This window comes from Bradyrhizobium sp. C-145 (assembly GCF_023375135.1).
GTDB classification, from domain to species: Bacteria; Pseudomonadota; Alphaproteobacteria; order Rhizobiales; family Xanthobacteraceae; genus Bradyrhizobium; species Bradyrhizobium zhanjiangense.
The window spans coordinates 7,904,883-7,928,177 of record NZ_CP088150.1; the positions used below are offsets into that span (position 1 = coordinate 7,904,883).

The 23,295-nt window shown below is 60.7% G+C and carries 19 protein-coding genes and 1 pseudogene; 9 read left to right on the forward strand and 11 right to left on the reverse strand.

Annotation, left to right across the window (positions count from 1 at the left end; translation table 11 throughout):
• Window positions 1–2,037 precede the first annotated feature (2,037 nt).
• Complete coding sequence (locus LRP30_RS37130; protein WP_249758014.1) at window positions 2,038–3,009, forward strand: ABC transporter substrate-binding protein; 972 nt, start codon at window positions 2,038–2,040, stop codon at window positions 3,007–3,009.
• A gap of 569 nt (window positions 3,010–3,578) precedes the next feature.
• On the opposite strand, the gene LRP30_RS37135 is transcribed toward LRP30_RS37130, so the two are convergent.
• Window positions 3,579–4,643 (reverse strand): IS110 family transposase, encoded by a 1,065-nt coding sequence (locus LRP30_RS37135; protein WP_249758015.1) that lies wholly within the window; start codon window positions 4,641–4,643, stop codon window positions 3,579–3,581.
• 241 nt (window positions 4,644–4,884) lie between these two features.
• On the opposite strand from LRP30_RS37135, the gene LRP30_RS37140 reads away from it, so the two are divergent.
• The 4 genes and pseudogenes from LRP30_RS37140 to istB all read left to right on the forward strand — a co-directional run bounded on the left by LRP30_RS37140 (window position 4,885) and on the right by istB (window position 9,349).
• Window positions 4,885–5,760 carry a site-specific integrase gene (locus LRP30_RS37140; RefSeq protein WP_249757956.1) on the forward strand — a complete coding sequence of 292 codons (876 nt, stop codon included), beginning with the start codon at window positions 4,885–4,887 and terminating at the stop codon, window positions 5,758–5,760.
• Between the two features lie 10 nt (window positions 5,761–5,770).
• A pseudogene (locus tag LRP30_RS37145) lies at window positions 5,771–6,784 on the forward strand (IS91 family transposase); the annotation flags it as partial.
• 223 nt (window positions 6,785–7,007) lie between these two features.
• Complete coding sequence (istA, locus tag LRP30_RS37150; RefSeq protein ID WP_249761693.1) at window positions 7,008–8,510, forward strand: IS21 family transposase; 1,503 nt, start codon at window positions 7,008–7,010, stop codon at window positions 8,508–8,510.
• Entirely contained in the window at window positions 8,507–9,349 is an 843-nt protein-coding gene (istB, locus tag LRP30_RS37155; RefSeq protein ID WP_249756397.1) for an IS21-like element helper ATPase IstB, read from the forward strand. The genes istA and istB overlap by 4 nt, the downstream gene beginning before the upstream one ends.
• A gap of 707 nt (window positions 9,350–10,056) precedes the next feature.
• On the opposite strand, the gene LRP30_RS37160 is transcribed toward istB, so the two are convergent.
• On the reverse strand, window positions 10,057–13,401 hold the full coding sequence (locus tag LRP30_RS37160) for an adenylate/guanylate cyclase domain-containing protein (RefSeq protein WP_249758016.1): 3,345 nt from the start codon (window positions 13,399–13,401) through the stop codon (window positions 10,057–10,059).
• 641 nt (window positions 13,402–14,042) lie between these two features.
• On the reverse strand, window positions 14,043–14,300 hold the full coding sequence (locus LRP30_RS37165) for a helix-turn-helix domain-containing protein (RefSeq protein ID WP_249758017.1): 258 nt from the start codon (window positions 14,298–14,300) through the stop codon (window positions 14,043–14,045).
• A gap of 151 nt (window positions 14,301–14,451) precedes the next feature.
• Here LRP30_RS37165 and LRP30_RS37170 point away from each other — a divergent pair, with 151 nt between their 5' ends.
• Complete coding sequence (locus LRP30_RS37170; RefSeq protein WP_249758018.1) at window positions 14,452–15,072, forward strand: hypothetical protein; 621 nt, start codon at window positions 14,452–14,454, stop codon at window positions 15,070–15,072.
• Window positions 15,073–15,525: 453 nt separating this feature from the next.
• Here the strand turns inward: LRP30_RS37170 and LRP30_RS37175 are convergent, their stop codons facing one another.
• The gene (locus tag LRP30_RS37175; RefSeq protein ID WP_249758019.1) at window positions 15,526–16,146 is read right to left on the reverse strand and encodes a DUF3102 domain-containing protein; all 621 of its coding nucleotides are present in this window, start codon (window positions 16,144–16,146) and stop codon (window positions 15,526–15,528) included.
• A 1,121-nt stretch (window positions 16,147–17,267) separates the two neighbouring features.
• Between LRP30_RS37175 and LRP30_RS37180 the strand changes: the two genes are divergently transcribed.
• Window positions 17,268–17,735, forward strand: a complete 468-nt coding sequence (locus LRP30_RS37180; protein WP_346016191.1) for a DNA ligase — start codon at window positions 17,268–17,270, stop codon at window positions 17,733–17,735.
• 129 nt (window positions 17,736–17,864) lie between these two features.
• Here the strand turns inward: LRP30_RS37180 and LRP30_RS37185 are convergent, their stop codons facing one another.
• The 4 genes from LRP30_RS37185 to LRP30_RS37200 form a co-directional block, all read right to left on the reverse strand.
• A complete protein-coding gene (locus tag LRP30_RS37185; RefSeq protein WP_164935227.1) occupies window positions 17,865–18,119 on the reverse strand; it encodes a hypothetical protein in 255 nt (84 codons plus the stop codon).
• Entirely contained in the window at window positions 18,116–18,436 is a 321-nt protein-coding gene (locus tag LRP30_RS37190) for a hypothetical protein (RefSeq protein ID WP_128942902.1), read from the reverse strand. Before LRP30_RS37190 ends, LRP30_RS37185 begins: the two co-directional genes overlap by 4 nt.
• Before the next feature lie 87 nt (window positions 18,437–18,523).
• Window positions 18,524–19,012: an Hsp20/alpha crystallin family protein gene (locus LRP30_RS37195; RefSeq protein WP_249758020.1), complete on the reverse strand. Its 489-nt coding sequence runs from the start codon at window positions 19,010–19,012 to the stop codon at window positions 18,524–18,526.
• A gap of 73 nt (window positions 19,013–19,085) precedes the next feature.
• Window positions 19,086–19,547: an Hsp20 family protein gene (locus LRP30_RS37200; protein WP_128942913.1), complete on the reverse strand. Its 462-nt coding sequence runs from the start codon at window positions 19,545–19,547 to the stop codon at window positions 19,086–19,088.
• A 490-nt stretch (window positions 19,548–20,037) separates the two neighbouring features.
• On the opposite strand from LRP30_RS37200, the gene LRP30_RS37205 reads away from it, so the two are divergent.
• Both LRP30_RS37205 and LRP30_RS37210 read left to right on the forward strand, forming a co-directional pair.
• On the forward strand, window positions 20,038–20,271 hold the full coding sequence (locus LRP30_RS37205; RefSeq protein WP_346016192.1) for a hypothetical protein: 234 nt from the start codon (window positions 20,038–20,040) through the stop codon (window positions 20,269–20,271).
• 33 nt (window positions 20,272–20,304) lie between these two features.
• Window positions 20,305–20,670: a hypothetical protein gene (locus LRP30_RS37210; RefSeq protein ID WP_249761994.1), complete on the forward strand. Its 366-nt coding sequence runs from the start codon at window positions 20,305–20,307 to the stop codon at window positions 20,668–20,670.
• Window positions 20,671–20,970: 300 nt separating this feature from the next.
• Here the strand turns inward: LRP30_RS37210 and LRP30_RS37215 are convergent, their stop codons facing one another.
• The 3 genes from LRP30_RS37215 to LRP30_RS37225 form a co-directional block, all read right to left on the reverse strand.
• Window positions 20,971–21,159 (reverse strand): DUF3606 domain-containing protein, encoded by a 189-nt coding sequence (locus tag LRP30_RS37215; protein ID WP_249761920.1) that lies wholly within the window; start codon window positions 21,157–21,159, stop codon window positions 20,971–20,973.
• Window positions 21,128–22,000 carry a hypothetical protein gene (locus LRP30_RS37220; RefSeq protein WP_249758021.1) on the reverse strand — a complete coding sequence of 291 codons (873 nt, stop codon included), beginning with the start codon at window positions 21,998–22,000 and terminating at the stop codon, window positions 21,128–21,130. The genes LRP30_RS37215 and LRP30_RS37220 overlap by 32 nt, the downstream gene beginning before the upstream one ends.
• Before the next feature lie 323 nt (window positions 22,001–22,323).
• Complete coding sequence (locus LRP30_RS37225) at window positions 22,324–22,569, reverse strand: hypothetical protein (protein ID WP_128942906.1); 246 nt, start codon at window positions 22,567–22,569, stop codon at window positions 22,324–22,326.
• Between the last annotated feature and the right edge of the window lie 726 nt (window positions 22,570–23,295).

Genomic DNA, 23,295 nt, shown 5'->3' on the forward strand with positions numbered 1-23,295 from the left:
GACGTAGGCTCTATTCGAACGAGGAAACGAACAGCACCCGGAACCATTTCTAAGAGCGCCCGGTTAATTCCTGGCTATGAAGGGAGGGACAAGATGAGAACCAAATATCTCGCTGCGGTAGCAATAGCTGCTCTTGTCGCTTGTACCGGGCTGGCCGCCAGTTCTCTCCGCTCGCTGCCTACCGAAAAGCAGTCCACGCCGAACATGCAAGTGGCGGACCGACTAGCTGCCTCGGTCGATCCATTCTTGCCTCGGTCCGGTGGCTAACAGGCGGCGTTGCAGCCAACGGGGCTTGCATCCAGTGGTAAATCATTTCGCGCTGTAGTTGGATTTTTATTCGCGCAGCAGCGATCTTGAGTTGTTTGACGAAGTTTTGCTGAAACAGAAGCCTGCTATACTTGATTTTAGGTAACTAGCCCTGTTCCGTTTTGCACCGACAAGCACGTCAGCCGATCATTTTCTTTGAGATTGGCGCAGCCTGTGGATGGGCTCACATCGGACAGCATCGCTGGGGCTTAGATTATCCGAAAATCCGTGGTGGAATATCTCATAGCGATACTCAAACGGTGGGGGCCTCCTCGCAGAAATGCGGAAGCAGCTTCTGATTGCGGGACAGAGTCCTGAAGGCCTTCAAGCCGATTATGATCGTGCTGATCAGAGTAGCGTTGGCAGCACAGACACGCAGCACGAATTCAGCTACGGCGCGCCGAATTGAAGCGGCCGCAAGGCCTGTGGCTCTCGTCGACGAGGCGCAATAACGAACAAGCGGCGATGGCTCGGGATACCCATTTGCGCACGGACTAAGATTGTAACTGCGCAGTACTTCATCTCGGTTGTGAGGGCTCAACTCATGACGAAACACTTTTCGAAGCGCATTGTGATCGATGTGCTTGTAGTCGCCATATCTTTGATGACAATCACGATGGCAGCGACATCATTGGGCGAGCCCATCGTTGCAGGGATTGCTGCTTCTATTCCCGGCCCATTCCATCTTGCGACGGAAAGGACACTTGCAGGTGCCGGGCCGAGCAAACCGACGCTCGCCCGCGCGCCAACGGGTTGTCGGCTTCGATCTGCTCCTCTGCAATGGAAGGTGGACTGGCTTTTCGGGCCGCCTGCGGCTCCCTTACGATGAATCCCCACCCAGGGCCGCCGACCGCTGCCCTTGAGGCTTAACGGAAAGGGCAAGCCGACGATTTGCTCGCGTTCGCCGCGCCGTGATCGCCCTCGGCTATGTCGAAGATCTTGACTGCCTGCGAAGTAGCTTACATCTCTTCGCTCGTGGCGCGCGCTAATGTGGGGAAAGGTTCTTACCTTGACGGAGGCCTCCAATGCTTGCAGCAATCAAATGGAACTCCCGACATAGTGCTCGCGAATGGGTAATGATGGCTGTGGCGCTTGTCGTCCGCACACAGGCAAACCGGCAGAACGGCGAAAGGAAGCAAAAGCAGCCACTCTGGAAGCAGTTCGACGACACCCATCATTGGGACTCAACCGCGGAGGAATGGGTCCCGAACCCAGACCGACCGACTTCCTAAATACCTGCGCACGACGGGGTGTCGGGCAGGGCGATGGAATTTCTGTCAGCAAGACTGGCGGGATATCCGATCGGCGAGTCCAACGATTGGAGACGGACTGCTTGCCAGTCTGATCGGACGAGTGGCTTACCCCATCCACACGTGCATCGCATGGTCGGTCCCGACGAATCCTTTGGCTTGCCCTCCCAGCAATTGCTTTGAGCCTGGCTGCAGTGCCCCGTCGCGGTTCTGCAGTGGCGTTACCCTGTCCTAGCCAACATGATCCACGAACGGTTGATGTCGGATAATGGCCCCGTGGCCGCTCAATCAGACGCCGCGATGTCTGCCTCTGGGAGATGAGCCGACCGTCTCCGGTAAGCTCCCGAGGGCGGCCTTTGACCCATTGCGGGCATGCGGCATCGCGCCGCTTCGCGACGGAGAATTGCACTTCACTGAGTGCGACGAACGTCAAGGGCTGATACTCTGCGCCCCATCGTCCTCAAGCTGCGATGAGGAACGAATGAAGCGGCGGGAGTTCATAGCGGCTACTGCGGCGGTGCTCGTTTCATCTCGGCATTCGCTCGCGCAAACCAAACCTCGCCGAATTGGCTTCCTTGGCCGTTGGGCAGATGATCCGGTCCGCGACCCAAGTCACGCTGCATGGCTTCGCGGCTTGCGCGAGAAGGGCTGGATCGAGGGCAAGAACCTGCTTGTCGAATATCGTGACGCCGCCGACGGCCTACCAGCTTTAGCTGCTGAATTGGTGGCTTTAACTCCCGAATTGATAATTGCTTCGGGACCGAACCCAGCCCTAGCCCTGAAAGCGGCCACTACCACCATTCCGATTGTGTTCGTGGCGGTGTACGATCCCATAGCTGTTGGCCTCGTGCAAAGCCTGTCACATCCGGGCGGCAACATCACTGGTCTCGCGACCTCAGTGCCCGGAGGTATGACAGGAAAATTTGTAGAGATCCTCCGGGAACTGGTGCCTGGCGCTGCGAAGATTGCGCTGTTGGTCAATCCAGAAAATGCAATTCACCGGCTACTCTTAGCGGAAGAAATACCGCGTACGGCCGGAAACATGGGCGTGGCCCTTCCGACAGTTGAGGCGAGCAAGGCCGAGGAGCTGGATGCTGCCTTTACCTCGGCCATCGCCCAGCACGCCGACGCAATAATAGTTTTGGGCGACTATCTTACTGTTTTCGAGGCCCCGCGAGTTGTCGCCCTCGCGGCTAAGCACAATTTGCCCGCGATTTATCTCTTCCGACAATTTGCCAAAGGCGGATTGGTCGTCTACGGACCCGAATTACCCGATATATGGCGGCGTGCAGGCAACTATGTCGATAAGCTTCTCAAAGGCATCAAGCCATCCGATCTACCGGTGGAGCAGCCGACCAAATTCGAGTTGGTGATCAACATAAAGACTGCCAAGGCACTCGGCCTCACCGTACCGCCTTCGATACTCGCCCGCGCCGACGAGGTGATTGAATAGAGACGCTGTTTGCTGTGCATGTGTCCGGAAATGGCCCGTCGCTGACCTCAGCCCAGAGCGCGGGGATGTCCGCTTCATACAGGTGACCCGACCAAGGTCATGCTGGCTAACGAGGGCAGCCTTTGACCCACATGTATGGTCCGGCCGCGCGGTGCAAGAAGATTTCGACGATCCGGTAGATGCGGTCTTGCATCAATGTATCCGGCCTCGGCTTGGAGCACAGTGCTCCGGGCCATCATGGTTATCAGCACGCATGTGATCTGGTTAGCGGACAGGCCTCGACCGGGCCATTTGGGTCACCAGGGTTCGCATGCGCCGGGAAGACCGATTCTCCATCGTCGTCTCATCCTCTCGCAGACCTCGGCGGGTAAGGGTGTTGTTACGTCATCGATAGCTCCTCACTTCGCGCTGTTCGTTTGTTCGTGCCTGGCGGTCGCTCCTTCGTCCCGGCCTGCGCGCGCAGACGCGCCGCGCGCAAGGGGCCGTCAAGGCCGGCCGTCGTGCTGTCCTGACGTCTTGCTCTGCTGCTGCCAGGCTGCGCCTTGACGGCCCCGCGCACGGCGCGAGGATCAGGCCGGTCGGGACGCCGTCTCCTCCGTCGTGACGCATTCGAAGGCGCGTCCCTTATTGAGAACCGCCCAGGCGATCCGGGCGAGCTTGTTGGCGAGCGCAATCGCCAGCACGTTGTGGTGCAATCGCTTCTTGGCGGCTTCGATCCACAAGTTGAGGCCATAGCGCTCCCAGCACTTGACCTTGACCAGCACAACCCACGCGGCTTGCACGAACAGCGCGCGCAGGTAGCGATTGCCGCGCCGTGATATACTGCCGAGGATCGTACGGTCGCCGGTCGATATCTGCTTCGGCACCAGTCCGAGCCAGGCGCCGAAGTCGCGGCCTTTCGAGAACACCTCTCCAGTGCCGATCGCGGCCACCATTGCGCTCGAGATGATCGGGCCAATGCCAGGCACCGTCATCGGGCGCTGGCAGGCCTCATCTTGACGGGCGAGTGTTTCGATCTCGTTCGAGAGACCCTCGATACGCTCATCCAGCCGGCGCCAGTCGTCCGCCAGCCCCTCGATGATGCGCAACATGCGAGGCGAGAGCACATCGGTGCGGGTCGCGAGGATACCCGGCAACTCGGATCGCAGGGAATGTGGGCCTTGCCGCACGGCGATGCCCCGCTCCAGCAGGAACGCACGGATCTGATTGATGACGCCAGTACGCTGACCGACCAATCGATCGCGGACGCGGTGCAGTGCCTGTAGGTCGAGCTGATCGGCGCTCTTGGTCGCGACGAACTTCATGGTCGGGCGTTGGACCGCCTCGGCGATGGCTTCCGCATCTCGGAAGTCATTCTTCTGTCCCTTCGAATACGGGCGCACGTATTTCGCCGGCATCAGGCGGGCGTCGTGGCCAAGCATTTGGAGCTTGCGGCTGAGATGATGGGCGCCGACGCACGCCTCCATACCGATCAAGCACGGCGGGAGGTTGGCGAGCCGCGTTTCCACCTGGCCGCGTGACCACTTCTGCCGCAGCACGATGGCACCGCGGTGATCATGACCCACGATGTGGAACGAGTTCTTGCCGATATCGATGCCGATCACGGCGATCGCTGCGTTGAGTTTCTGAGACATGGCGTGCTCCTTGTCTTCGGTGCCCCCTGCCAGCATTCGCTGCTGGCAGGGCCGGAGCACGGCCGGACCATCCCATTAGCAGAAGTGGCGTGTCCGCAGGATGCCCGCTTTGCGCCACAGGACTAAACCGCTCGCGCGGTAGGACCCCGGGGCTGGCGACACAGCCAAGACGATAGCGCGACGGGGCGTCCTGTCTTGAGATGAGGGGTTCGCAACCTTCATCCAAGACAGGAGCATCCCCATGACCGACGAGGCAATGAGCCCGTTGCGCCGGCGCATGATCGAGGACATGACGATCCGCAAGCTCGCGCCGAAGACCCAACATGACTACGTGCAAAGAATCAAGAACTTCGCCGCGTTTCTCGGGCGCTCGCCGGATACGGCGACCTTCGAGGACGTGCGCCGCTATCAGCTACATCTGACGGCAAGCGGCGTTGGCGTGCCGACCATCAACCAGACCGTCTCGACGCTGCGGTTCTTCTTTCGGGTCACGCTCAAGCGCCACGAGATCGTCGAACACACCCATGTCATTCACGAGCCGCGCAAGCTGCCGGTGGTGCTCAGCGTCGAGGAAGTGGCGCGGCTGCTCGATGCCGCGCCGGGGCTGAAGTACAAGGCGGCCTTGAGCGTGGCCTACGGCGCTGGCCTGCGCGCCACTGAAGTGGTCTCGCTCAAGGTCTCCGATATCGACAGCAAGCGCATGATCATCCGCGTCGAGCAGGGCAAGGGCGGCAAGGACCGTCACGTCATGCTATCGCCGAGCCTGCTGGACCTGCTGCGGGCCTGGTGGAAGGCGGCGCGTCCGCAGGGTTGGCTGTTCCCGGGACGCGATCCGGCGCAGCCGATGACCACGCGCCAGCTCAATCGCGCCTGTCACGCCGCTGCGCAAATGGCGGAGATCAACAAGCGCGTCTCGCTGCACACCTTGCGGCACAGCTTCGCTACCCACCTCCTGGAGCAGAACATCGATGTCCGCGTGATCCAGGTGCTGCTCGGTCATGCCAAGCTCGACACCACGGCGCTGTATACCCGCGTCGCGACCAAGACGATCAGCGAGGTCATGAGCCCGCTGGAGCACATCGCGCTCAAACTCAAGGAGATCCGGCCGCCCGGCTGACGCCAAAGCGGTGTCGCGCCCGGCTTTGGAGGTTGCGGATATCTTCCGCGACCATGGCCCGGCATGGCGCAAGGCCCATGCCGGCCATGTCAGCCTCCACCAGCTCAAGGTGATGTCGGCGATCGAGCGCTGCCGCACGGCAGCCCTCGGCGGCCATGTCGCGCGCTGTGAGGACTGCGCCTATACGACCATCGCCTACAACTCCTGCCGCAACCGGCACTGCCCGAAGTGCCAGGGCGCCGCCGCGAAGGAATGGCTTGCCGACCGCGCGGCCGAGCTGCTGCCGGTGCCGTACTATCATGTGGTGTTCACGCTGCCGGCGGCCATCGCCGACATCGCTTACCAGAACAAGACCGTCCTCTACGACCTCTTGTTCAAGGTCTCGGCCGAGACCATGCTGACGATCGCCGCCGATCCGAAGCATTTGGGGGCCAGGATCGGCATTACCTCCGTGCTGCACACCTGGGGCTCGGCGCTCACCCATCACCCGCATGTGCACATGATCGTGCCGGGCGGCGGCATCTCGCTGGACAATAAGCGCTGGATATCGTGCCGGCCGGGCTTCTTGCTGCCGGTGCGCGTACTCTCCCGCCTGTTCCGGCGCGTGTTCCTGGAGAAGCTCGTCGCTGCCCACCAAGCCGGCCGCCTCAGCTTCTTCGGCGATTACGCCCACCTCGCCGAGGCGCAATCCTTCGCAGCTTACCTCACCCCGCTGCGCAAGGCCGAGTGGGTCGTCTACGCCAAGCGGCCGTTCGGCGGTCCCGAGGCAGTGCTGGCCTATCTGTCGCGCTACACCCACCGTGTTGCCATCGCCAACAGCCGCCTGATTGCCTGCGACCAGCGTGGCGTCACCTTCAAGTGGAAGGACTATCGCATCGAGGGCCGTGATCGCTACAAGCAGATGACGCTCGGGACCTTCGAGTTCATCCGCCGCTTCCTCATCCACGTGCTGCCACGCGGCTTCCACCGCATCCGCCACTACGGCCTGTTCGCCAAAGGCGCTTGCGCCGATAACATCGCCCGCTGCGCGGCGGCGATCAGGGTGAGACTCCAGCGACAATCAAGGTGAGACTGCGCCGATGGGGACGGACCGAAGGGAGGGCGTAGCCCGACCGGAGGACCGTCCCCATCGGCGTGGCGCGTTTTTGGACCCGTCTGGCGGCTGGGCGGGGCTGGTGCAAGCTTTTGATTCGTCTCGACAAGAGGGAATCGATGCCTTGCCTGGCCTTCACATCACCGACCACCAGATGAGGCTGTACATGACCTACCGACTGACATTGTCCCCCGAAGCGGCCGCGGCCAAGGCGGGGTTCTCGAAAGCGAGTGCGTATCGGATTGAGGGCGATGCGCGCCCGCCATCGCAGAAGAAGGCGCCGAGGGGCCGGCGACGATCCGATCCACTCGCGCCCTATTGGGACGCCGAGATCGTTCCGATCCTGAAGGCTGCTCCCGGCATCCGCGTGATCGGTGTGCTGGACGAACTGCGCCGGCGGCATCGCGACCTCAACCCCAACATCCGACGCACGCTGGAGCGGCGCATCAATGCGTGGCGGGCGCTCAACGGCCCCGAACAGGACGTGATCTTCCGCCAAGAGCACGAGCCCGGGCGGCTGGGTCTGTCCGACTTCACCGACGTGAGCGCGCTCGGCATTACCATCGTAGGTGAGCCACTCGATCACCGGCTCTATCACTTCCGGTTGGCGTTCTCCGGCTTCGAGCATGCCCATGTCGTGCTCGGGGGCGAAAGCTTCGTCGCCCTGGCGGAGGGCTTGCAGAACGCCCTGTGGGCGCTTGGCGGCGTTCCACGGGAGCATCGCAGCGACAGCCTATCGGCGGCGTTCCGCAATCTGGCGGCTGACGCGCGTGAGGATCTGACACAGCGCTACGCTGCGCTGATGGGCCACTATGGCATGGCACCAACACGCAACAATGCGGGCATTGCACACGAGAACGGCTCGATCGAGAGTGCGCACGGCCATCTCAAGCGCGCACTGGAAGATGCGCTGTTGCTGCGGGGGACGCGCGACTTCGCCAGTCTCGATGCCTACCGGGCTTTTGTCGACGAGATTGTCGGCCGGCGCAACGCCAATCTCGCCAAGCCGATCGCGCTCGAGAAGGAGGCATTGGCGCCGCTGCCGAAAGGCCGCACGACCGACTTCGACGAGAAAGTGATCCCGGTGACGTCGTCAGGCGGCTTCATCCTGCGGCGCGTGTTCTACACCGTTCCTTCAAGGCTGATTGGCCATCGCCTGCGTGTGCGCATCTTCGACGACCGGCTCGAATGCTTCCTCGGCGTCACGCCGGTTGTGACGTTGCGGCGCGGTCGGCCTGTGTCGGAGAGCCAGGGCGGGCATGTCGTCGATTATCGGCACGTCATCCATGCCCTGCGGCGCAAGCCGATGGCGCTCCTCAACCTCGTCTATCGCGACCAGCTCTTCCCGCGCGCCGCTTACAGACGCCTGTTCGAGACCTTGCGGGAGCACGGTGACGATCGGCGCGCCTGCAAGGTGACGGTCGAACTTCTAGCGCTGGCCCACGAGCGAGCCTGCGAAGCCGAGCTCGCCAAGGCGATCGCGATGGATCTGGACGCCGGACAGTTACCCGATCTTGCCGCGCTGCGCGACCGCTTCCGACCCGAGGCGGCCTCGATCCCGCGCGTCGCCGTCAAGCTGGCGCCGCTCGACGTCTACGATGAACTCGCCTCCGTCAGCGTCATGTCGGGCCGCTCGAATCTGGGAGAGGCAGCATGACCAGCATCGCCACCTCCGTCGATGCTGCTCGTGTCGAGTTGCTTCTCAATGAGCTCCGCCTGCCGGGCGTCAAGGCGATCTGGCCGAAGCTCGCCGCACAGTCGGACAAGGAAGGGTGGCCTGCCGCCCGCTTCCTCGCCGCCCTTGCCGAGCACGAGGCATCCGATCGTACCCGCCGTCGGATCGAGCGACACATGGTGGAAGCGCGTTTGCCCGCCGGCAAGACGCTCGCCACCTTCGACTTCGAGAGCGTGCCGATGCTATCAAAGGCACAGGCGATGGCGCTCGCTGCCGGCGACGCCTGGTTGAAGGCCGGCGCCAATTTGCTCTTGTTCGGTCCACCGGGCGGCGGCAAGACCCATCTCGGCGCGGCGATCGGCCTGGCTCTCGTCGAGAACGGTTGGCGCGTTCTCTTCGCGCGCACCACTGATCTGGTGCAACGGCTGCAGGTCGCGCGGCGCGAGCTGGCGCTGGAGTCCGCGATCGGCAAACTCGATCGCTATGACCTCCTGATCCTCGACGACATCACATATGTGAGCAAGGATCAGGCGGAAACCAGTGTGCTGTTCGAGTTGATCGCCGCCCGCTACGAACGACGCTCGCTGCTGATCACGGCCAATCAGCCATTTGGCGAATGGGGGCGTATCTTCCCGGACCAAGCAATGACGTTGGCTGCCATCGATCGTTTGGTCCACCACGCCACGATCCTCGAGATGAACGTCGAAAGTTACCGTCGAAAAGTTGCCCTCGATCGCAAGCGCGGTCCAGGCCGGCCGCCTGTTCACACTACCCCCAACGAACTCGACAAGACTGCGATTGACGCTGGCAGCGCCGCTTGATTGTCGCGCAGCGTCAATCAACGCTTGCCAAGCCGGCGGCCAGCGTCAATTATCTCCTGACTCGGCCGCCTCGTCTCATCTTGATTGACGCGCCGCTCTCATCCTGATTGTCGCGCTATAGCCCGCGCCCGTGAGCTGCTCGCCGTTGCAAAACCTCAAGATGAGCCCACCGCTGCCGCCATCGATCCCAGCAAGCCGAGCTGTCCGTGCTGCGGCGGTCGCATGATCGTCATCGAGGTCTTCGCGCGCGGTGCAACGTCACGGTACCAGCCAACAGGTCCTCAGAGCGTCATCAGGATCGACACCTCATGACCGCGTCAAAGTCCTACAAATCTGCTCGTTACACGCGCCGGCTCTCGACCGGCCACGGCAGAGTGCACTCAGATGTAAAGCTGTCGTCTAAAATCGCCCGACAATTTGCTGCGTTCGACGCAATCTGTCGCTCTTCCATCAGCCGCGGCATCGTCAGCCAGCTTGCTGCGTCGGCTCGATCCCAATCGCACGCTCCGCCCGCGGCGCTCAAATCCCCATAGCGCACGCCGCACCACCAACGTATCCCCTCCCGCGGTTTCCTCCCTTGGAGGCTTTCGGACGCCGACCCTCGGAGCCCGCGGCACCGTCAATCATTGGGCCGGCATCCGAAACCCTTCACAGAAGCGGCCCTCCTCTCGGTCGCATTTCGATCCAAAGAAGTCCAAAGCTGATCATTACCAAGCGCTTTCTAATCTTGCCTTGGCTTTGACAAGGTCCGGAGTTTCAAAACCTTCGCTAAACGATCCGTAAATCTCGCCGAGTTGTAAGCGACACTTATCTGCGTTGTGTCTCAGTTCGCTCAGGTCACACATGCTCAAACAAAGTCTAAGTTCCAGGGACTTCGCTTTCTGTTCGCGCGCAACCTCAAGGCCTTTAGAACAATAGTACTCCGCCTGATCCAAGTCCTGGTTCGATCGGAGGTAGGCTTCGGCGAACAAACGATATATCTCAGCCGCGTAAAAGCGTTCGGAATTCTCTCCATTAAGCCTCGATTGCGCCTGCTTCAAAAAGTCGAGCGCTTTCGCGTACCGTTCGTGCTCTATGCATGCATCCGCCAATAGGCCCAAAGCGTAAGACTCAAATAATAGCGCGCCAGTGGCGCGCTCTTGTTCCAAGCCTTCCTGAATTTCGGCGAGACCTTTCTCAAAGTTGCCTTGGTAAGCGCTTGCCCATCCGCGCAAAATAAGGGCCATAGCCAGATAGTGCGCAAACTGATGTTCTTTGCAGAATGCAACGGCGACGTTCGCCTCCGCGGCAACAGCGGCGGCATCGCCCCGAAGCTGATGCACGCGAAGGCTTATCGTTCGTACGATTGCCTCACTAAAGGGATGTTGAGACGCCTCTGCGTATCGGCGTGCCTCCGCGCACATTTGCAAAGCTCGATCTGGTTGACCGAGCAAGCAGAGAGTCATGCCATCGTATGCGCGGACATGAACTCGGGGGTCCTGTGCCGACAGGTCAAGGTATTCTGCAGCCTTACTGTCCTCACAGAGGCCAACACTACGTTGCAGCTCCGCGTGAGCATCGGCAAATTTCCCCTGTGCAAACAAGGTAAACCCTACAGCCTCGTGGGCAAGAACCCTGAAAACCGAGTTATCCGCCCTCTCGGCGCTATCCAGCAAATGTTCTGCAAGGGCTTGCGCTTCACCAAGCGATGCGTGAACGAAATTCCACGTCCATAAACCAAAGATCGCAGGCAAGACATGTTCGTCAAGCCCACTCTCGTTGCAGAGTTGAAGTGCTCGCGTGTACGCATACTTCACGCTGTCAGTGCTCCAGCCGTTAATTGCCCGGAGAGCGTTGCCGAGTGATATCTGAAGCAGCAACTCCGACTTGTTGCGTAGCAACGGGTTGTCGATCTTGGGAATCTGATCCAGCCCTTGCTTCAGGTGACGGACCGCTTCATTGTGCGCCGAGCGGGCCGCTGACTGCCTGCCTGCTTCGTACCAGTAGTGTAAGGCCCGTTCGTGGTTCTTCGCTTGAGTGTAATGGCACGCAATTATCTCGGGCTGCGTTCGTACCGCTTCGGGGAATTTCTGCTCCAGCGCCTTCGCGATAGCGGCGTGCAGATGCACGCGGCGGCTCTTCAGGAGCCCAGCATATGCGGCGTCTCGCACCAAAGCGTGCTTGAACGTGTATACCGCGTGTGGATTTTCACCCCTGCAAAACATCAGTTCCGAACGGACCAACTGCTCAAGTGCCTCGTCCAACTTCTGCTTCTGCAGTCCAGCGACGGCGCTCAAAAGCTCGTAGTGAAATTCTCGCCCCGCGACAGCACCGATTTGGGCCACATCCCGCACCGGTGACAACCGATCAAGGCGAGCCATCAGCGAAGCCTGCAAGGTAGTTGGGATTGCGAATGACGGCAGAGGTCCCTCAAGAACATATTCCCCGTCGCGCTCTCGCAAAAGCCCGCCTTCCAGCACCATCTTCGTTAATTCCTCGACGAATAGAGGCACGCCATCGGTGTGTGCGAGAATATGCTCCATTACCTCCTTGGGGAGGGTTTTGCCTCCGGTCACCCGCAGGACCAACGCTGTGCCGTTGCGTCGGCTAAGTCGGGTGAGCGGGATGGTGGTGGTGTGAGGATAACTCGGCCAGGGGGGAGTGAATTCGGCTCTCGCCGTGATCAGCACCAGTGCCCTAAGCCGCGGCGTATGCTCCACCATAGCTGCGAGCAGCTCAAGCGAGGTTGGATCAATCCAATGCACATCTTCGAAAATGAGTAAGACCGGCTGCCTCGCCGCTAATCCATCAAGCTGGGCCAATAATGCCGCGAAGGTCTTCTCTTTACGTTTTTGTGGAGTGAGGTCCTGCAGCCGGTGGTGATCATCCGCCGGCAGCACCAACAACTTTGCCAAGACTGCCAAGTGTTCGGGATTACGTGTGGATTGCGCCAACAGAGCGTCCAGCTTGGATAGCTTCTCCTGAGGCGAGTCGCTGTGCTTAAATCCGGCAGCACGTTCGAGTTGGCTGATGAACGGGAACAATGCGCTGTGGGTATGATGCTCGGAGCAGAAATAGCGCAGGGTGGCGTGGGATTCACCCTGAAGCCGCTCGTTAAGCGCCGACGCAATGTGGGATTTGCCAATCCCCGGCTCGCCCGTAAGGGTCACCACCCGACCTTCTTCCTGGGTAGCTTGTCGCCAGCGGCGTAACAACAGCTCCATCTCCTCGTCACGCCCGAACAACGGTGGCAGCTTGGTGGTGTGCATCGCCTCGAATCGGCTCTCGACACCGCTAGTCCGCAGCACCTGATACGCCCGGACCGGCTCCGCCCAGCCTTTCAGCGCGACGGGATCTAGCTCGCAGTACTCGAACTCCCCCCCGGCGAGCCGGCGCGTCCTCGCGCAGATCAACACAGATCCTGGCTCGGCCATCGTTTGTAGTCGCGCGGCGAGGTTCGGCGTCTCACCAACAACTGCCTGCTCCGCCGGAACACTCCCAATCAGAAGCTCGGTGACCACGACAGTGCCTGTCGCAATGCCGACGCGAACCTCCAGGGCAGCGGCGACATTCCGGACGCTCGCTACGGCATCAATGATTGCAAGGGCGGCGCGCACAGCCTGTTCGGCATCATCCTCATGCGCTTTCGGATAGCCGAAATAGATCAGCACCCCGTCGCCCATGTAACGGGCTATCTTTCCCTGATAGCGGCTTATGACTTCGGTGATGCAGCTGTGATACGCGCCAATCAGCGTTCGCATATCCTCCGGGTCCAATCGCGCCGCAAGGGCAGTGGAGCCAACCAAGTCACAAAACATCACTGTAAGATAACGCCGCTCGCCCTCATCCGGTCGGCTCAGGTAAAGCTCTGCTTTAGCCGGAGGCCTAACTTCGTCATCAAGCTCTGCGATGGCGCGAACCAGCTTGCGCCGATGACCTAGCAGGACGCCCAGCTCCTTTAGATCCTGTTCTGTCAGGTCGCGGACGACCGAGAGGTCAATGCCGTTTTCGGCGAAGCGCTGGGCGTACGTCGATAAGCCGATTGACTCGAGCCACTCCGTGACGCCTCTCATGGCCTGGCGCTCGCTCTCGATGTCCGAACAATCGTACACTACACAAAGGTATCACACACGAAGAAAGAGCGAACGCGCAGCGAGTGAGTGGAGCGGTGGGCGACCGCGGCTAGTGAACCTCGCCGCCTGCGCGCGGAGATCCCCTAGGGAATGAAATCATTTTGGGAGCTTGGCCAATTACGGCCGAAATATTGACCATTACGCAAGCCGCTCACTCCGGATTAGCCCCATGTCCAGCGAACTCGCCGGCGGGCGCTTGCGCGAGGCAAGATTGGGAAACAAGGTCGTAAGATATTGTCCGGCGGGCAGTCGCGCGTCCCCGCAACGACATTTTGTATCGCACAATACCGGGCGCTGACCCTGCCGCTGGTGGGCTGGTGTGATAATTTTCCGGCATGCGAATCAAAGCGGAGACTGGCCTCAAAGGCTTACCTGTCGCTGAACACATCACATCATCACGGAGCCCGCTATATTTGAAGAATATCGGATCAAGGTTGGACCTCTGATCGACAAATACGGTGGGCGGTATCTGACAAAGGGTAACGCGCATCAGTTCCCAGCTCGACGCAGACATTCTTCGACAGGAATTCACGGCGCTGGACCGCTACTCGAACCGAATATAGCCGCTGCGGAAACTGGTGTTACCGGGACCGCGGCCGGCTTAGGAGCGAATTGCCTCGCACTCGGATCCCACTCGCCTTGCTTCCATCGAATAAAAAATCAACGCCTCGCGCTTCAAACGCGGTCCGGATTTTTTTGAGCGTCCGATCCGTCGCTCCCTGAAACCCGCTTTCAATGCGGTGAATGGTTCGCACCTCAACCTTCGCCGCGTCGGCGAGTTCTTGCTGCGAGATGCCCAGCCAAGCTCGAGCTGCGCGGATTTGTTCTAAGGAAATCATATCGCAAGACTCTATTAAGGTTAATTTGTCAGATCAACTGACTTTATTAATATGACGTGAGAAAAACGTTCTGAATTGACGCAGATCTAACCAGACGGGCTACGCGGTCGTGTCAGCTCCGCGACGGCATCGTCAAGGAAAGGACGTCGTTATGAAGGACATGACCAAGGCACCCGGGCGCAGCGGCAAGACCACGGTCGCGCTTTGCAGCGGTGGTGAACGCCACACCGACCTCCACGGCGGCGAAATTCCTCTTCCTACCCTCCAAGATCAGGCATGGAGGTTCACGGCCGACCGGCCGTGGCCGTTCACCCCGAACGACAGCACGCCGGTGACCTGGTGGCGGAAGCTGCCCGCGCATGCCTTTCGCGAGCGAGAGCGCGCGCAGATCGGCGAGACGCTCCGTCACGTCGACGTCCTTCGCGGCAGTGACGAACTTCGTGCAGCCCTGAATGGCGATGTCGCTGCCGCCATCGCCACGGCGCTTTCGTTGATGCCGATCGAGAACATCGATTTTCACACCGACATCACGATGACCTCGCTGCTGCGCTGCGCGCTCAACGGCGAGGCCGCCGCTGCGCTGGTCTTGGCGCAGATCGTGGGGCTTACGGACCTCGGCCATTCCTTGACGAGAGAACTCTCGGTTTCGTGGATCGGGTGGGGTTTCCGGCACTCCACCGAACCCACGAAATTCGTCGAAGCCGGCGCCGTGGTCTTGTCGGCGTTGAAGGCGCACGAGTCCGGAGCGAAGACTGACTATTTTTCGGACTGAATTGACCTTATGCGCGTTCGGCTCTAGCCGAACCAAGAACGCCTTGAGCGCGTAGAAAGCCGGGTCGCCCGAACCGGGAGGAAGGACTCTGCCTCCCCCCGCCTATAGGCCTAGCGTGGTAACGGTGAATTCGAGAAAAGTAACGTTCAATTCCGAGTTCTGTAACGAAGGATTTGAGACCGACGCTCCCAAATCAAGCGTTACTTTTCGAGAATTGAACGTTACTTTTCCCTAAATCAAGCGTTACATTTTGGGGGAAGTAACGGGGGGTGTCGGCAAATCCTTGCCTACTTCGGTTCCTACACTGCTCCCTACGATGTCCTCTAAAAATCAAATACGGGCTCCGTTCCTTCTCGATAACCCAGCTCGCGGGACTCTTCGCAAGCCAGATCGGATTTCCAACGCGCTCGGACGACATCTTGCGCCAGTTTATCCATCAAATTTGGAGCTGCCCTACAGCAAGTTTTTCGGCAACATGTCTGCAGCCGCCGTTTGCGGATGCTGTCTTTCGAGACCACGCTGAAGCTCATCGCAAAGCGCTATGATCGCGCGCTTCGTGCCCCTGCGCAGGAAACGATCGAGGTCACCGATGTTGCGCGGATCAAGCGCATCGATCAGGCGATCAGCAAGATCAGCGACGTCGCCGGCATCATGGCCGGATGAGGGCACCGGCTTGCTCTTCGCGAGACGGCGTTGCACGTCGTTAAAGCTGGGAATCTTGCCGCCACGGACCTCGCCCATGATCGCTTCTACGACGTCGGCCGGGGCCGACTTGGCCGCCATTTTGTACGCCGTCCGAGCTGAAATCTTCGCAAGATCCGACGACGGATATACTTTCGCCAGGTCTGAAAGAGCGAGATAGTTTTCTGCGGTGCGGGGCTCAATTCCCACCTTATCCAGGCAGTATTGGCCGAACGTACCATGTTCGAGCTTGCTCTTTGCGGCTCTGAGCAAGTCGCCGATTTCGATCACGAGCGAAGTCGCGTTGGGGATAAGATCGCGCAAACGCTCGGCAATCACTCGCAGAGCATCAGCATCAGACGGCGGAAGGCTTGAGTAATCGAAAGTGGCCATCGCGGCAAAACCTCTCGTTGCGCCTTTTTGCACCGCAGCAAACCACGGTCACTCGCAAAGCAGGCAATGAAGGGTACGACGCGCCAACGACACCACACTGAGCAACACCGCGCGGCAAGCGGTGGCCTACCGTAAGCCTGCCGAAGGAATCTCCAAGGACTAAAATGCGAAACGCCGTTTCGCATTTGCGCGCGTCTGTTCGACTGCGAGGCTCTGGGACGAAGCGAGCCACGGCGCCGTTGGAGGCGCCATGGCGCTAGATCTCAAGTCACTTTGCCTAGTCGGCGTGATCTAACGCAGCACCATACGAATACTAGAGGCTCACGAATGCCGGGCCCAGCCCCCCGAACCAAGCCGCCATGGGTCTCGGCCTTTCGCTCTCGCGACGTTCGAGACGGCCGCGCCCTCCAGTCAGCTCGCCCCCCGCAGCAAAGCCGCATCGGCCGCCGAGGATTGGGAATCAGCATCCGCTCGGGAAGTAAGAAGCGAGGCATCATTCAAGCGGTCGCTTTCGTGTGGAGAGCGAGTTTCCTGTCTGGACTCTCGCTCTCGTTGCATACTGCCTATACGGTTGGATTTGCAGCGAGTCGGGGTACCGTGAAGAAGATCTCCGAACAGCAGAGAATTGGTGAGCAGGGCGTGCACCTCCTTGGGGCTCGCCTGCTGTCGGTCGGCCTGAACTTTCAGCCGAACGGGCCACTGGACGCTGGCATCGACGGCTTTCTCGAATTGAGGGATCCGGTAACGGGTGAGGTCCGGGCGCAGTGGATTACCGCTCAGTTGAAGACTCAGAAAGAGGGCCGGCTCACCGAGGAGACCGATAAGCTTCAGCTACATCTGCAGGCAAGAGGATCTAGATTACTGGTTGGGCTCGAACGTGCCGGTCGTGCTCTTCTTCGCCAGGCTGAGCGACGAGCGCATCTACTGGAAGGCTCTTCACTCTTGGTTCTCGGACGCCGACCGCAGGCGCACGCGCAAAGTCTTCTTCGACAAGACCAAGGACGCTCTGAACGAGGATGCGCTGCCGGGGTTGGTCGCCGCCGTCGCCAGCTTTTCCGCGCCGGGAAGAATTGTTCCCTCGACCCGTATACCGGATGTTGGTCATCCGGGAAGACAAGCGCGTGCGCCTGCTTTCGCGCAACGGGAGCGACTGGACCAAGCGCTATCCGTGGATCGCCGAGGCTGCGCTCAAGAACCGGCAGAAGCACTTCGTCATCGATGGCGAAGCCGTGATCCTCGGCATCGACGGCATCTCCGATTTCAACGCGCTGCACTCCCGCAAGCATGATCACGAAGTCCAGCTCTACGCCTTCGACGTCCTCGCCATCGACGGCAACGATCTGCGCGATCTGCCGCTGCACCTGCACAAGACGAACCTCGAACGGCTGCTGGCGCGCCGGCCGGACGGGATCACCGTGGCGCCGTTCGAGCGTGGCGAGATTGGGCCTGATCTATTTCGGGCGGCTTGCCGGATGGGACTTGAGGGCCTGGTCTCCAAGCATCGCGATCGGCCATACCGTGGCGGTCGGCAGAAGCAGTGGATCAAGGTGAAGAACCGGAGCCATCCCGCGATAGAGCGCGAGCTTTGAGGCGCTCTCCTGCTGGGGCGGAAAGCCATCCAGATCATGCAGATGCTGACGGCTGATGAAGGCAAGCGTTCAGCTTGAGCGGCCCGCCGTCCGTCGGACAGAGGCCGCCAACTGAGGTGACTTTGGTCTCTACCGGAGAACCACGGTGTCCACTGGTGGGACACCCCACGTTTTGAACTGCCTTATAGCGATTTCCGAAATCATCGCTGGATCGCGAACGCCCGTTGCGCCGATAGCAATGATCTTGCGGGCCACCATTTCGGCGATCGGATCATTGCGATCGACCAGATCTAGCGCGCGTAGGGCTTTGCAAAAAGCCTTGTTTAGATTCTCAATATCTTCAAGCGGCCGCTTGCTGCTTTGTTTGACTGGCATCTTCATCATCTCTGCTGCGCGGCGGCCCACGGCCGCCGCAACCGCATCGGAATGCCGCCGGGCGGCGGGTCGTCATCGCCGCCATCAAGCTGGCGCAGCGCCGCCAGGATATCGGCGAGCCGGATGGTGTGGTCCATGCCGGGAATCTCGCGCAAGGCCGGACAGGATTCGACCGCGAACATGTCGGAGGCCCAGGACGACAGGATGATCCGCTTCTCCGGTGCGGAGAGCTCGCCATCGTTCAGGACATCGGCCGGAGAGGCGTAGTGCGCAGCGGGGTGAAAAAGAGGGTGAAGAGTGCCGGTGTTCGCTTTGACGTCGGTCATGGATGCCTCCCTTTACGCTCCTTTCCAAGGGACGGTATTGGTATCGATGAGGGCGGACGGCGGCGCCGCCGCCGTCCGTGATCGTCGCTACTGTGTATTGATCGCGATGCGCTTGGCGCCGGCTCGCGGGTTCTCGGACTTCGGCAGGGAAATGGTCAGGACGCCGTTCTTGAACGACGCCTCGGCGTTGTCTTCGTCAACATCCTCGAGCGGGATCTGCCGCTCGAAGGCGCCATAATAGCGCTCGGTAAAGTATTTGCCTTCGTCCTTGCGCTCGTCCTTCTTCTCGCCGCGGATGGTCAGGACGCCTTTGGCGATTTCGATCTGGACGTCATTCTCGGTCAAGCCCGGGAGTTCGGCCGAGATCGTCAGCTTCTTGTCGGTGTCGCTGAGTTCGATTTTGGGCCAGCCGAACCGGCCCTCCATCAGGGGCGACAGGCCCGTACCGCCAAAGCCGCGAAACACGTCGTCGAACATCCGGTTCATCTCGCGATGAAGCGTCAAGAACGGATCGAAACTGTCGCGACGCGCGAGCTCCTGGTTCCTGGACGAGGGAATGAGATCACGAATGGGCATGTGTCTCTCCTTTATTCAACAGGCGGGGGCGCGGACGCCACGTTCCGCGCTCCACCTCAATGCTTTCAATAGCCTAAGCTACCTTCTTCTGCTCGATCTGCGAGGAAGGAGAAGCGCCGCTCGCGATCTGGATTTGCCGCGGCTTCATCGCTTCCGGGACCTCGCGGACGAGGTCGATGATCAGCAGTCCGTCCCGGAAGGATGCCTGCTTCACCTGGACGTAATCGGCGAGGTTGAACACGCGCCGGAACGGACGCGCGGCGATGCCCTGGTAGAGATATTCGCGCTCGGCGCCGTCGGACTTCGCGCCCTCGATGGTGAGCGCGTTGTGCTCGGCCGTCACGGCGATCTCGTTGACGCCGAAGCCCGCCACGGCAAGGCTGATCCGGTAGTGATCCTCGCTGGTGCGTTCGATGTTGTAGGGGGGATAGTTGTCCTCGGTCGTCTGGCTCAGCGTGCTGTCGACGAGGTCGGCCAGATGGTCGAAGCCGATGGTGGAGCGCCACAGGGGCGCGAAGTCAAAGGTGGTCCTCATAACCAAGTCCTCCAAAGAGCAAGATGGATACGAAGGAGCGCTAGGCTGAGGCCATAAGGTCACCGGCCCGGCGCCCATGCCGGACCCGATCTGGCATCCGGCACACCGCTCTCGCGGCGAAAAACCACTTAGAAAAACGAGCGGCCATTTCAAGAGGTGGTCGAAAAAAATCTTGCAGAACTGCAGGCCGTTGTGGCGCCGCAAAAGGCCGCTTGGCGACCGGCCAAGGACTGCGAGCAATCGTCCCTCGATGAGGATTTTGCCCGCATTCGTGTGCATCGCAATGGCGTCGACCGCTATCGCCGACTTCTCGGATCGGTTCGCCGCGTAAAGCGACTTCTCTGTGATCTCGAGCCCCGCACGCTGCCCTGGCCCGTCGCCCGAACTTTCCTGCCCATCTTGAAAAAAGATCAAGCCTATCTAAAATCTTGCGCGGAGGGGCCCCTCCGACCTTTGAAAGGATTGCTCGCATAGACCGTCGAGGACGACGATGATGACACTCGAAGTAAAGCTCGCCCGCTTGCGCACCCACCGCAACAACATCCACCGCTACCACCGGCTGCTCAAGACCCGCCTTTCCGACATCGAGCGCGAGTACATTGAAAGCCGTCTCTCCGAGCAACGAGCAGCGCTGGAAAACCTGGCGCGCACAACGTTTCCCATCCCCTTCAAAATGCCGCCACCAAGTCAGCCGCAGACCTTCAGACCTGATGAGGAGGCTTGAGGGTCGCCAGTGCGCTCACAGAAGGTCGCTCCCGTGCGACAGCGGCCCATCAACGGCGTCGAGCCGGAAAGAACCGAGGATGACATTACGCGTGAGCTGCTCGGCCCGCGGGGCGTTCCGGGCGCGCCCGACCCCGCCCGCATGGTCCCGCAGGTCGAGAAGAACACGCCAAAGCACATAAGGTGGAGAGATGAACCGGCCGCCACAAACCGGAACCTTGTTGATCCGGTCAAGGCCGGAGAGGTGGAACGGGCAGCGAGCAACCACCATTCTTCCGCATGGCGGGGCGCCTTTGATTGCGGTGCAGTGATGCAGAACGCTCAGAAGTACATCAACATCGCCGCTCTAATCGCGCTCGCTGGTTGGTTTGGTCTCTGTTTCAAGATGGGCTGGTACTGATCGAACGCGCCCGGCATAGACCACATTGGCCCCAGCCTGAGGTTTTCAGATTGAAAACGAGCTGGGACCGAGGGGTCCGCCGCTGTCTGATCGGCAAACGCCGCTTCATCCCGCAGAATCATCCCCTCTGGGATTCAAGTTTGTGAATCTGACGCAACAGGAACGCCCCAGCCCGCCGGGGGACGAGCTGGAGCTTAGTTGGCAATAGGTCTCGCGAAAGGATGGGCACGCAAGACCGATCATTGAACTGGCTGCGGGGGCGCTCGTTCCTAAGAAATCGATGCCTGAACGCCACCGCCCTCATCGGCCCAAGCGCCGCTCAGCCTTCTTACGGCTGCTGCCCACCTTCTTGACCGCCTTCTTCACGGCGGAAGCCGAGCGGCGCGTCTTCCTCGCCTCATAGCGAACCTCGTAATCTTGTCCGCCCGCCACCCGCGCCCGGCCATTTGCTTTGGGCCTACGGCACCGGCATTGCGCGCGGGTTGCGATGGAAGCGATTGGAGCTCGCCATCCAATTCGGCAGCGGTTCTCCGTCACGATGCCGCCCGCCGGCTACGGCTGCGGCCCAGGCGACCGCGGCCCCGATCAAGGTCGCGGCCGCAACCGAGAAGGCCACGATGATCGCGTTGCGCCGCGCGCGGTTGATGGCCGTCTTCGAGTCTGCGATGAGCGCGTCGACCCGTCGTTCCGCGTCGGGCGCCGCAAGTCCCGTGAGCGCGGCCACCTGCTGCACGAGATAGGTCCGGTCATCGGTGCTGACACCGCTGTGGCTCGATGACGTCATCAGGATGCGTCCCGCTTCGGCGCGGGCTTCCCGCAGATCGGTGTTGGGGGGTCGCCGCGGTGCGCGGAGCAGCTTGTCGAGCTCATAGCTCAACAGCGGTTCGGCGGCAGACATATTGCTGGCCGAGCTGCGCATCGGCGAGCGGTCGATCGCGGCTGGACCGAGCAGTGCAAGCAGCGCGGCGCCGAGGAGCACCGCGAGAGCCCACGCCGTCAGGCCGTGCAGCCCGTCCCGCCGCTCGCCCTCATCCTCGATCGTTGCAAGGACGGGCGCCGGGCGCGCGGTCCGGCCGGCGATGTAACCGCCGAAGCCGAAGCTGAAGATCGCCTGGATGATCAGATACAGCCCGGAGAGCAGCGCCAGCGCCGCGGAGGCATCACGCCAGGTCGGCGCGGCCGAACTGACGCCGAGACCGATGGCAACGCCAAAGCTGACCAGGATGAACGACATCGCGCCGGCGGCGAAAGCGCCTGCGAGCACCGAGCTCCATTGGATGGTCCGGCGGTCCTCGGCGGCCACCCCGCCCTCCATGACTTCTTCCCGCATGAGAGTGTTTCAATAGCCATTATCGTTCTCTCAGCGCAGGCCGAAGAACGACAGGATCGCCATGATCACGACGATCAAGCCGATGAGATAAATCAGTCCGTCCATGGTCCCTTCCTCCTCAAACACGTCTAATCAGGAGGAATGAGGAACGTTCCTAATTCGGAAATTCCAGGAAACAAACCGGCGATGCGCATTTGCGTGGGCGAGTCCGAAGGATGAAGATTGTGGGTACAAAGGCCGCAGCCGGCCAGTCCCGGGCTGGGGCCTTTGCCGCATTTTGCAGTTGCGGGCCTACAAACTAGGCCGCTTCCAGCGCTCGGCGGTCAGTCGCGATAGCCCTTGCACTTCGTCTCTTCTTTGTAATCGCCGTGCTTGCCCCACTTACGCTCGATCTTGCAGGGGCCTCGGTAATACTCCTGCTTGTACTCGCGGTCGTAGTTGTAGGCGCGGTAAGGACCATGATCGTAGCCCCATCGGCCTTTGCCGCTCTCATCCTTCCAGGGGTCGGCGAGTGCAGGTGTCACGATCAGCCCTAGAACAATTCCGATTGTCGGAAGCGCGTGCTTCATGGTTCGACCTTTTCAAATAGCTGCCCAGCGCCGGGCAATGGGAGGGCGCTGGGCTTCCGGCAGTGCTGCAGCGTCGACCTAGGCGCCATCAAGCATCGCCCGAACGCTCAAAACAACAGGATCAGTGCACGACACGAAGAAAATAGTAGCTGACGCCACCGATCACGAGAACCGTAGGCACAGCCCAAAGCAGTACGACTGGCATGGTTTCCTCCTCCTTGTTCTGCCCGCTAGCTAAAAACGGGATAAGTAGGGTTCCAGTTCCAGAGCGGACGATTCGCCGTTCCTCTTCGGGCTGCTCACAGCGCCAACAGACAGGATGCGCCCCAAAGGTAGGAACGATATGCGCAGAGCCGCCATTGTTTTCGCAGCGGCTCACCGGTACAACTGCCCGCCCATAGACCTCCTGTCCAGCCGAGCCGCGTCGCCCGAAGGAGCAACGCCGATTATGGTGGGAATGCTGAGGCCGCTGCGGAGCGCACAGCTGTACGGCTATCTGATCGAACGCGACGGCCTGCTATTTCATCCAGGAGGCAACCGTCCACTGTGCGGGTTCTACACTGCAAGGCTTATGCTTAACGCGCGCTGGTTGAAAAAGGTGGGGAGTCGATACGAGCTGACTCCGGAAGCTCTGCAGCAATTGCGCTGACCATAAAATCGGCGCGAGCTTGGAGCGATGCGCGATGCGCCTTCTCATCTGAGGAACGTCGAGGTCACTGATTGCAT

Bases quoted from the DNA above. Each gene is read 5' to 3' on its own strand.
- LRP30_RS37175 (WP_249758019.1), bottom strand. From the start codon at position 16,146: ATGGCCACTTTCGATTACTCAAGCCTTCCGCCGTCTGATGCTGATGCT.
- LRP30_RS37220 (WP_249758021.1), bottom strand. From the start codon at position 22,000: ATGCGGGAAGAAGTCATGGAGGGCGGGGTGGCCGCCGAGGACCGCCGG.
- istA (WP_249761693.1), top strand. From the start codon at position 7,008: ATGAGGCTGTACATGACCTACCGACTGACATTGTCCCCCGAAGCGGCC.
- LRP30_RS37225 (WP_128942906.1), bottom strand. From the start codon at position 22,569: ATGAAGCACGCGCTTCCGACAATCGGAATTGTTCTAGGGCTGATCGTG.
- LRP30_RS37160 (WP_249758016.1), bottom strand. From the start codon at position 13,401: ATGAGAGGCGTCACGGAGTGGCTCGAGTCAATCGGCTTATCGACGTAC.
- LRP30_RS37185 (WP_164935227.1), bottom strand. From the start codon at position 18,119: ATGATGAAGATGCCAGTCAAACAAAGCAGCAAGCGGCCGCTTGAAGAT.
- LRP30_RS37205 (WP_346016192.1), top strand. From the start codon at position 20,038: ATGATGACACTCGAAGTAAAGCTCGCCCGCTTGCGCACCCACCGCAAC.
- LRP30_RS37135 (WP_249758015.1), bottom strand. From the start codon at position 4,643: ATGTCTCAGAAACTCAACGCAGCGATCGCCGTGATCGGCATCGATATC.
- LRP30_RS37190 (WP_128942902.1), bottom strand. From the start codon at position 18,436: ATGACCGACGTCAAAGCGAACACCGGCACTCTTCACCCTCTTTTTCAC.
- LRP30_RS37170 (WP_249758018.1), top strand. From the start codon at position 14,452: ATGAAGGACATGACCAAGGCACCCGGGCGCAGCGGCAAGACCACGGTC.
- LRP30_RS37200 (WP_128942913.1), bottom strand. From the start codon at position 19,547: ATGAGGACCACCTTTGACTTCGCGCCCCTGTGGCGCTCCACCATCGGC.
- LRP30_RS37195 (WP_249758020.1), bottom strand. From the start codon at position 19,012: ATGCCCATTCGTGATCTCATTCCCTCGTCCAGGAACCAGGAGCTCGCG.
- LRP30_RS37140 (WP_249757956.1), top strand. From the start codon at position 4,885: ATGACCGACGAGGCAATGAGCCCGTTGCGCCGGCGCATGATCGAGGAC.
- LRP30_RS37130 (WP_249758014.1), top strand. From the start codon at position 2,038: ATGAAGCGGCGGGAGTTCATAGCGGCTACTGCGGCGGTGCTCGTTTCA.
- istB (WP_249756397.1), top strand. From the start codon at position 8,507: ATGACCAGCATCGCCACCTCCGTCGATGCTGCTCGTGTCGAGTTGCTT.
- LRP30_RS37165 (WP_249758017.1), bottom strand. From the start codon at position 14,300: ATGATTTCCTTAGAACAAATCCGCGCAGCTCGAGCTTGGCTGGGCATC.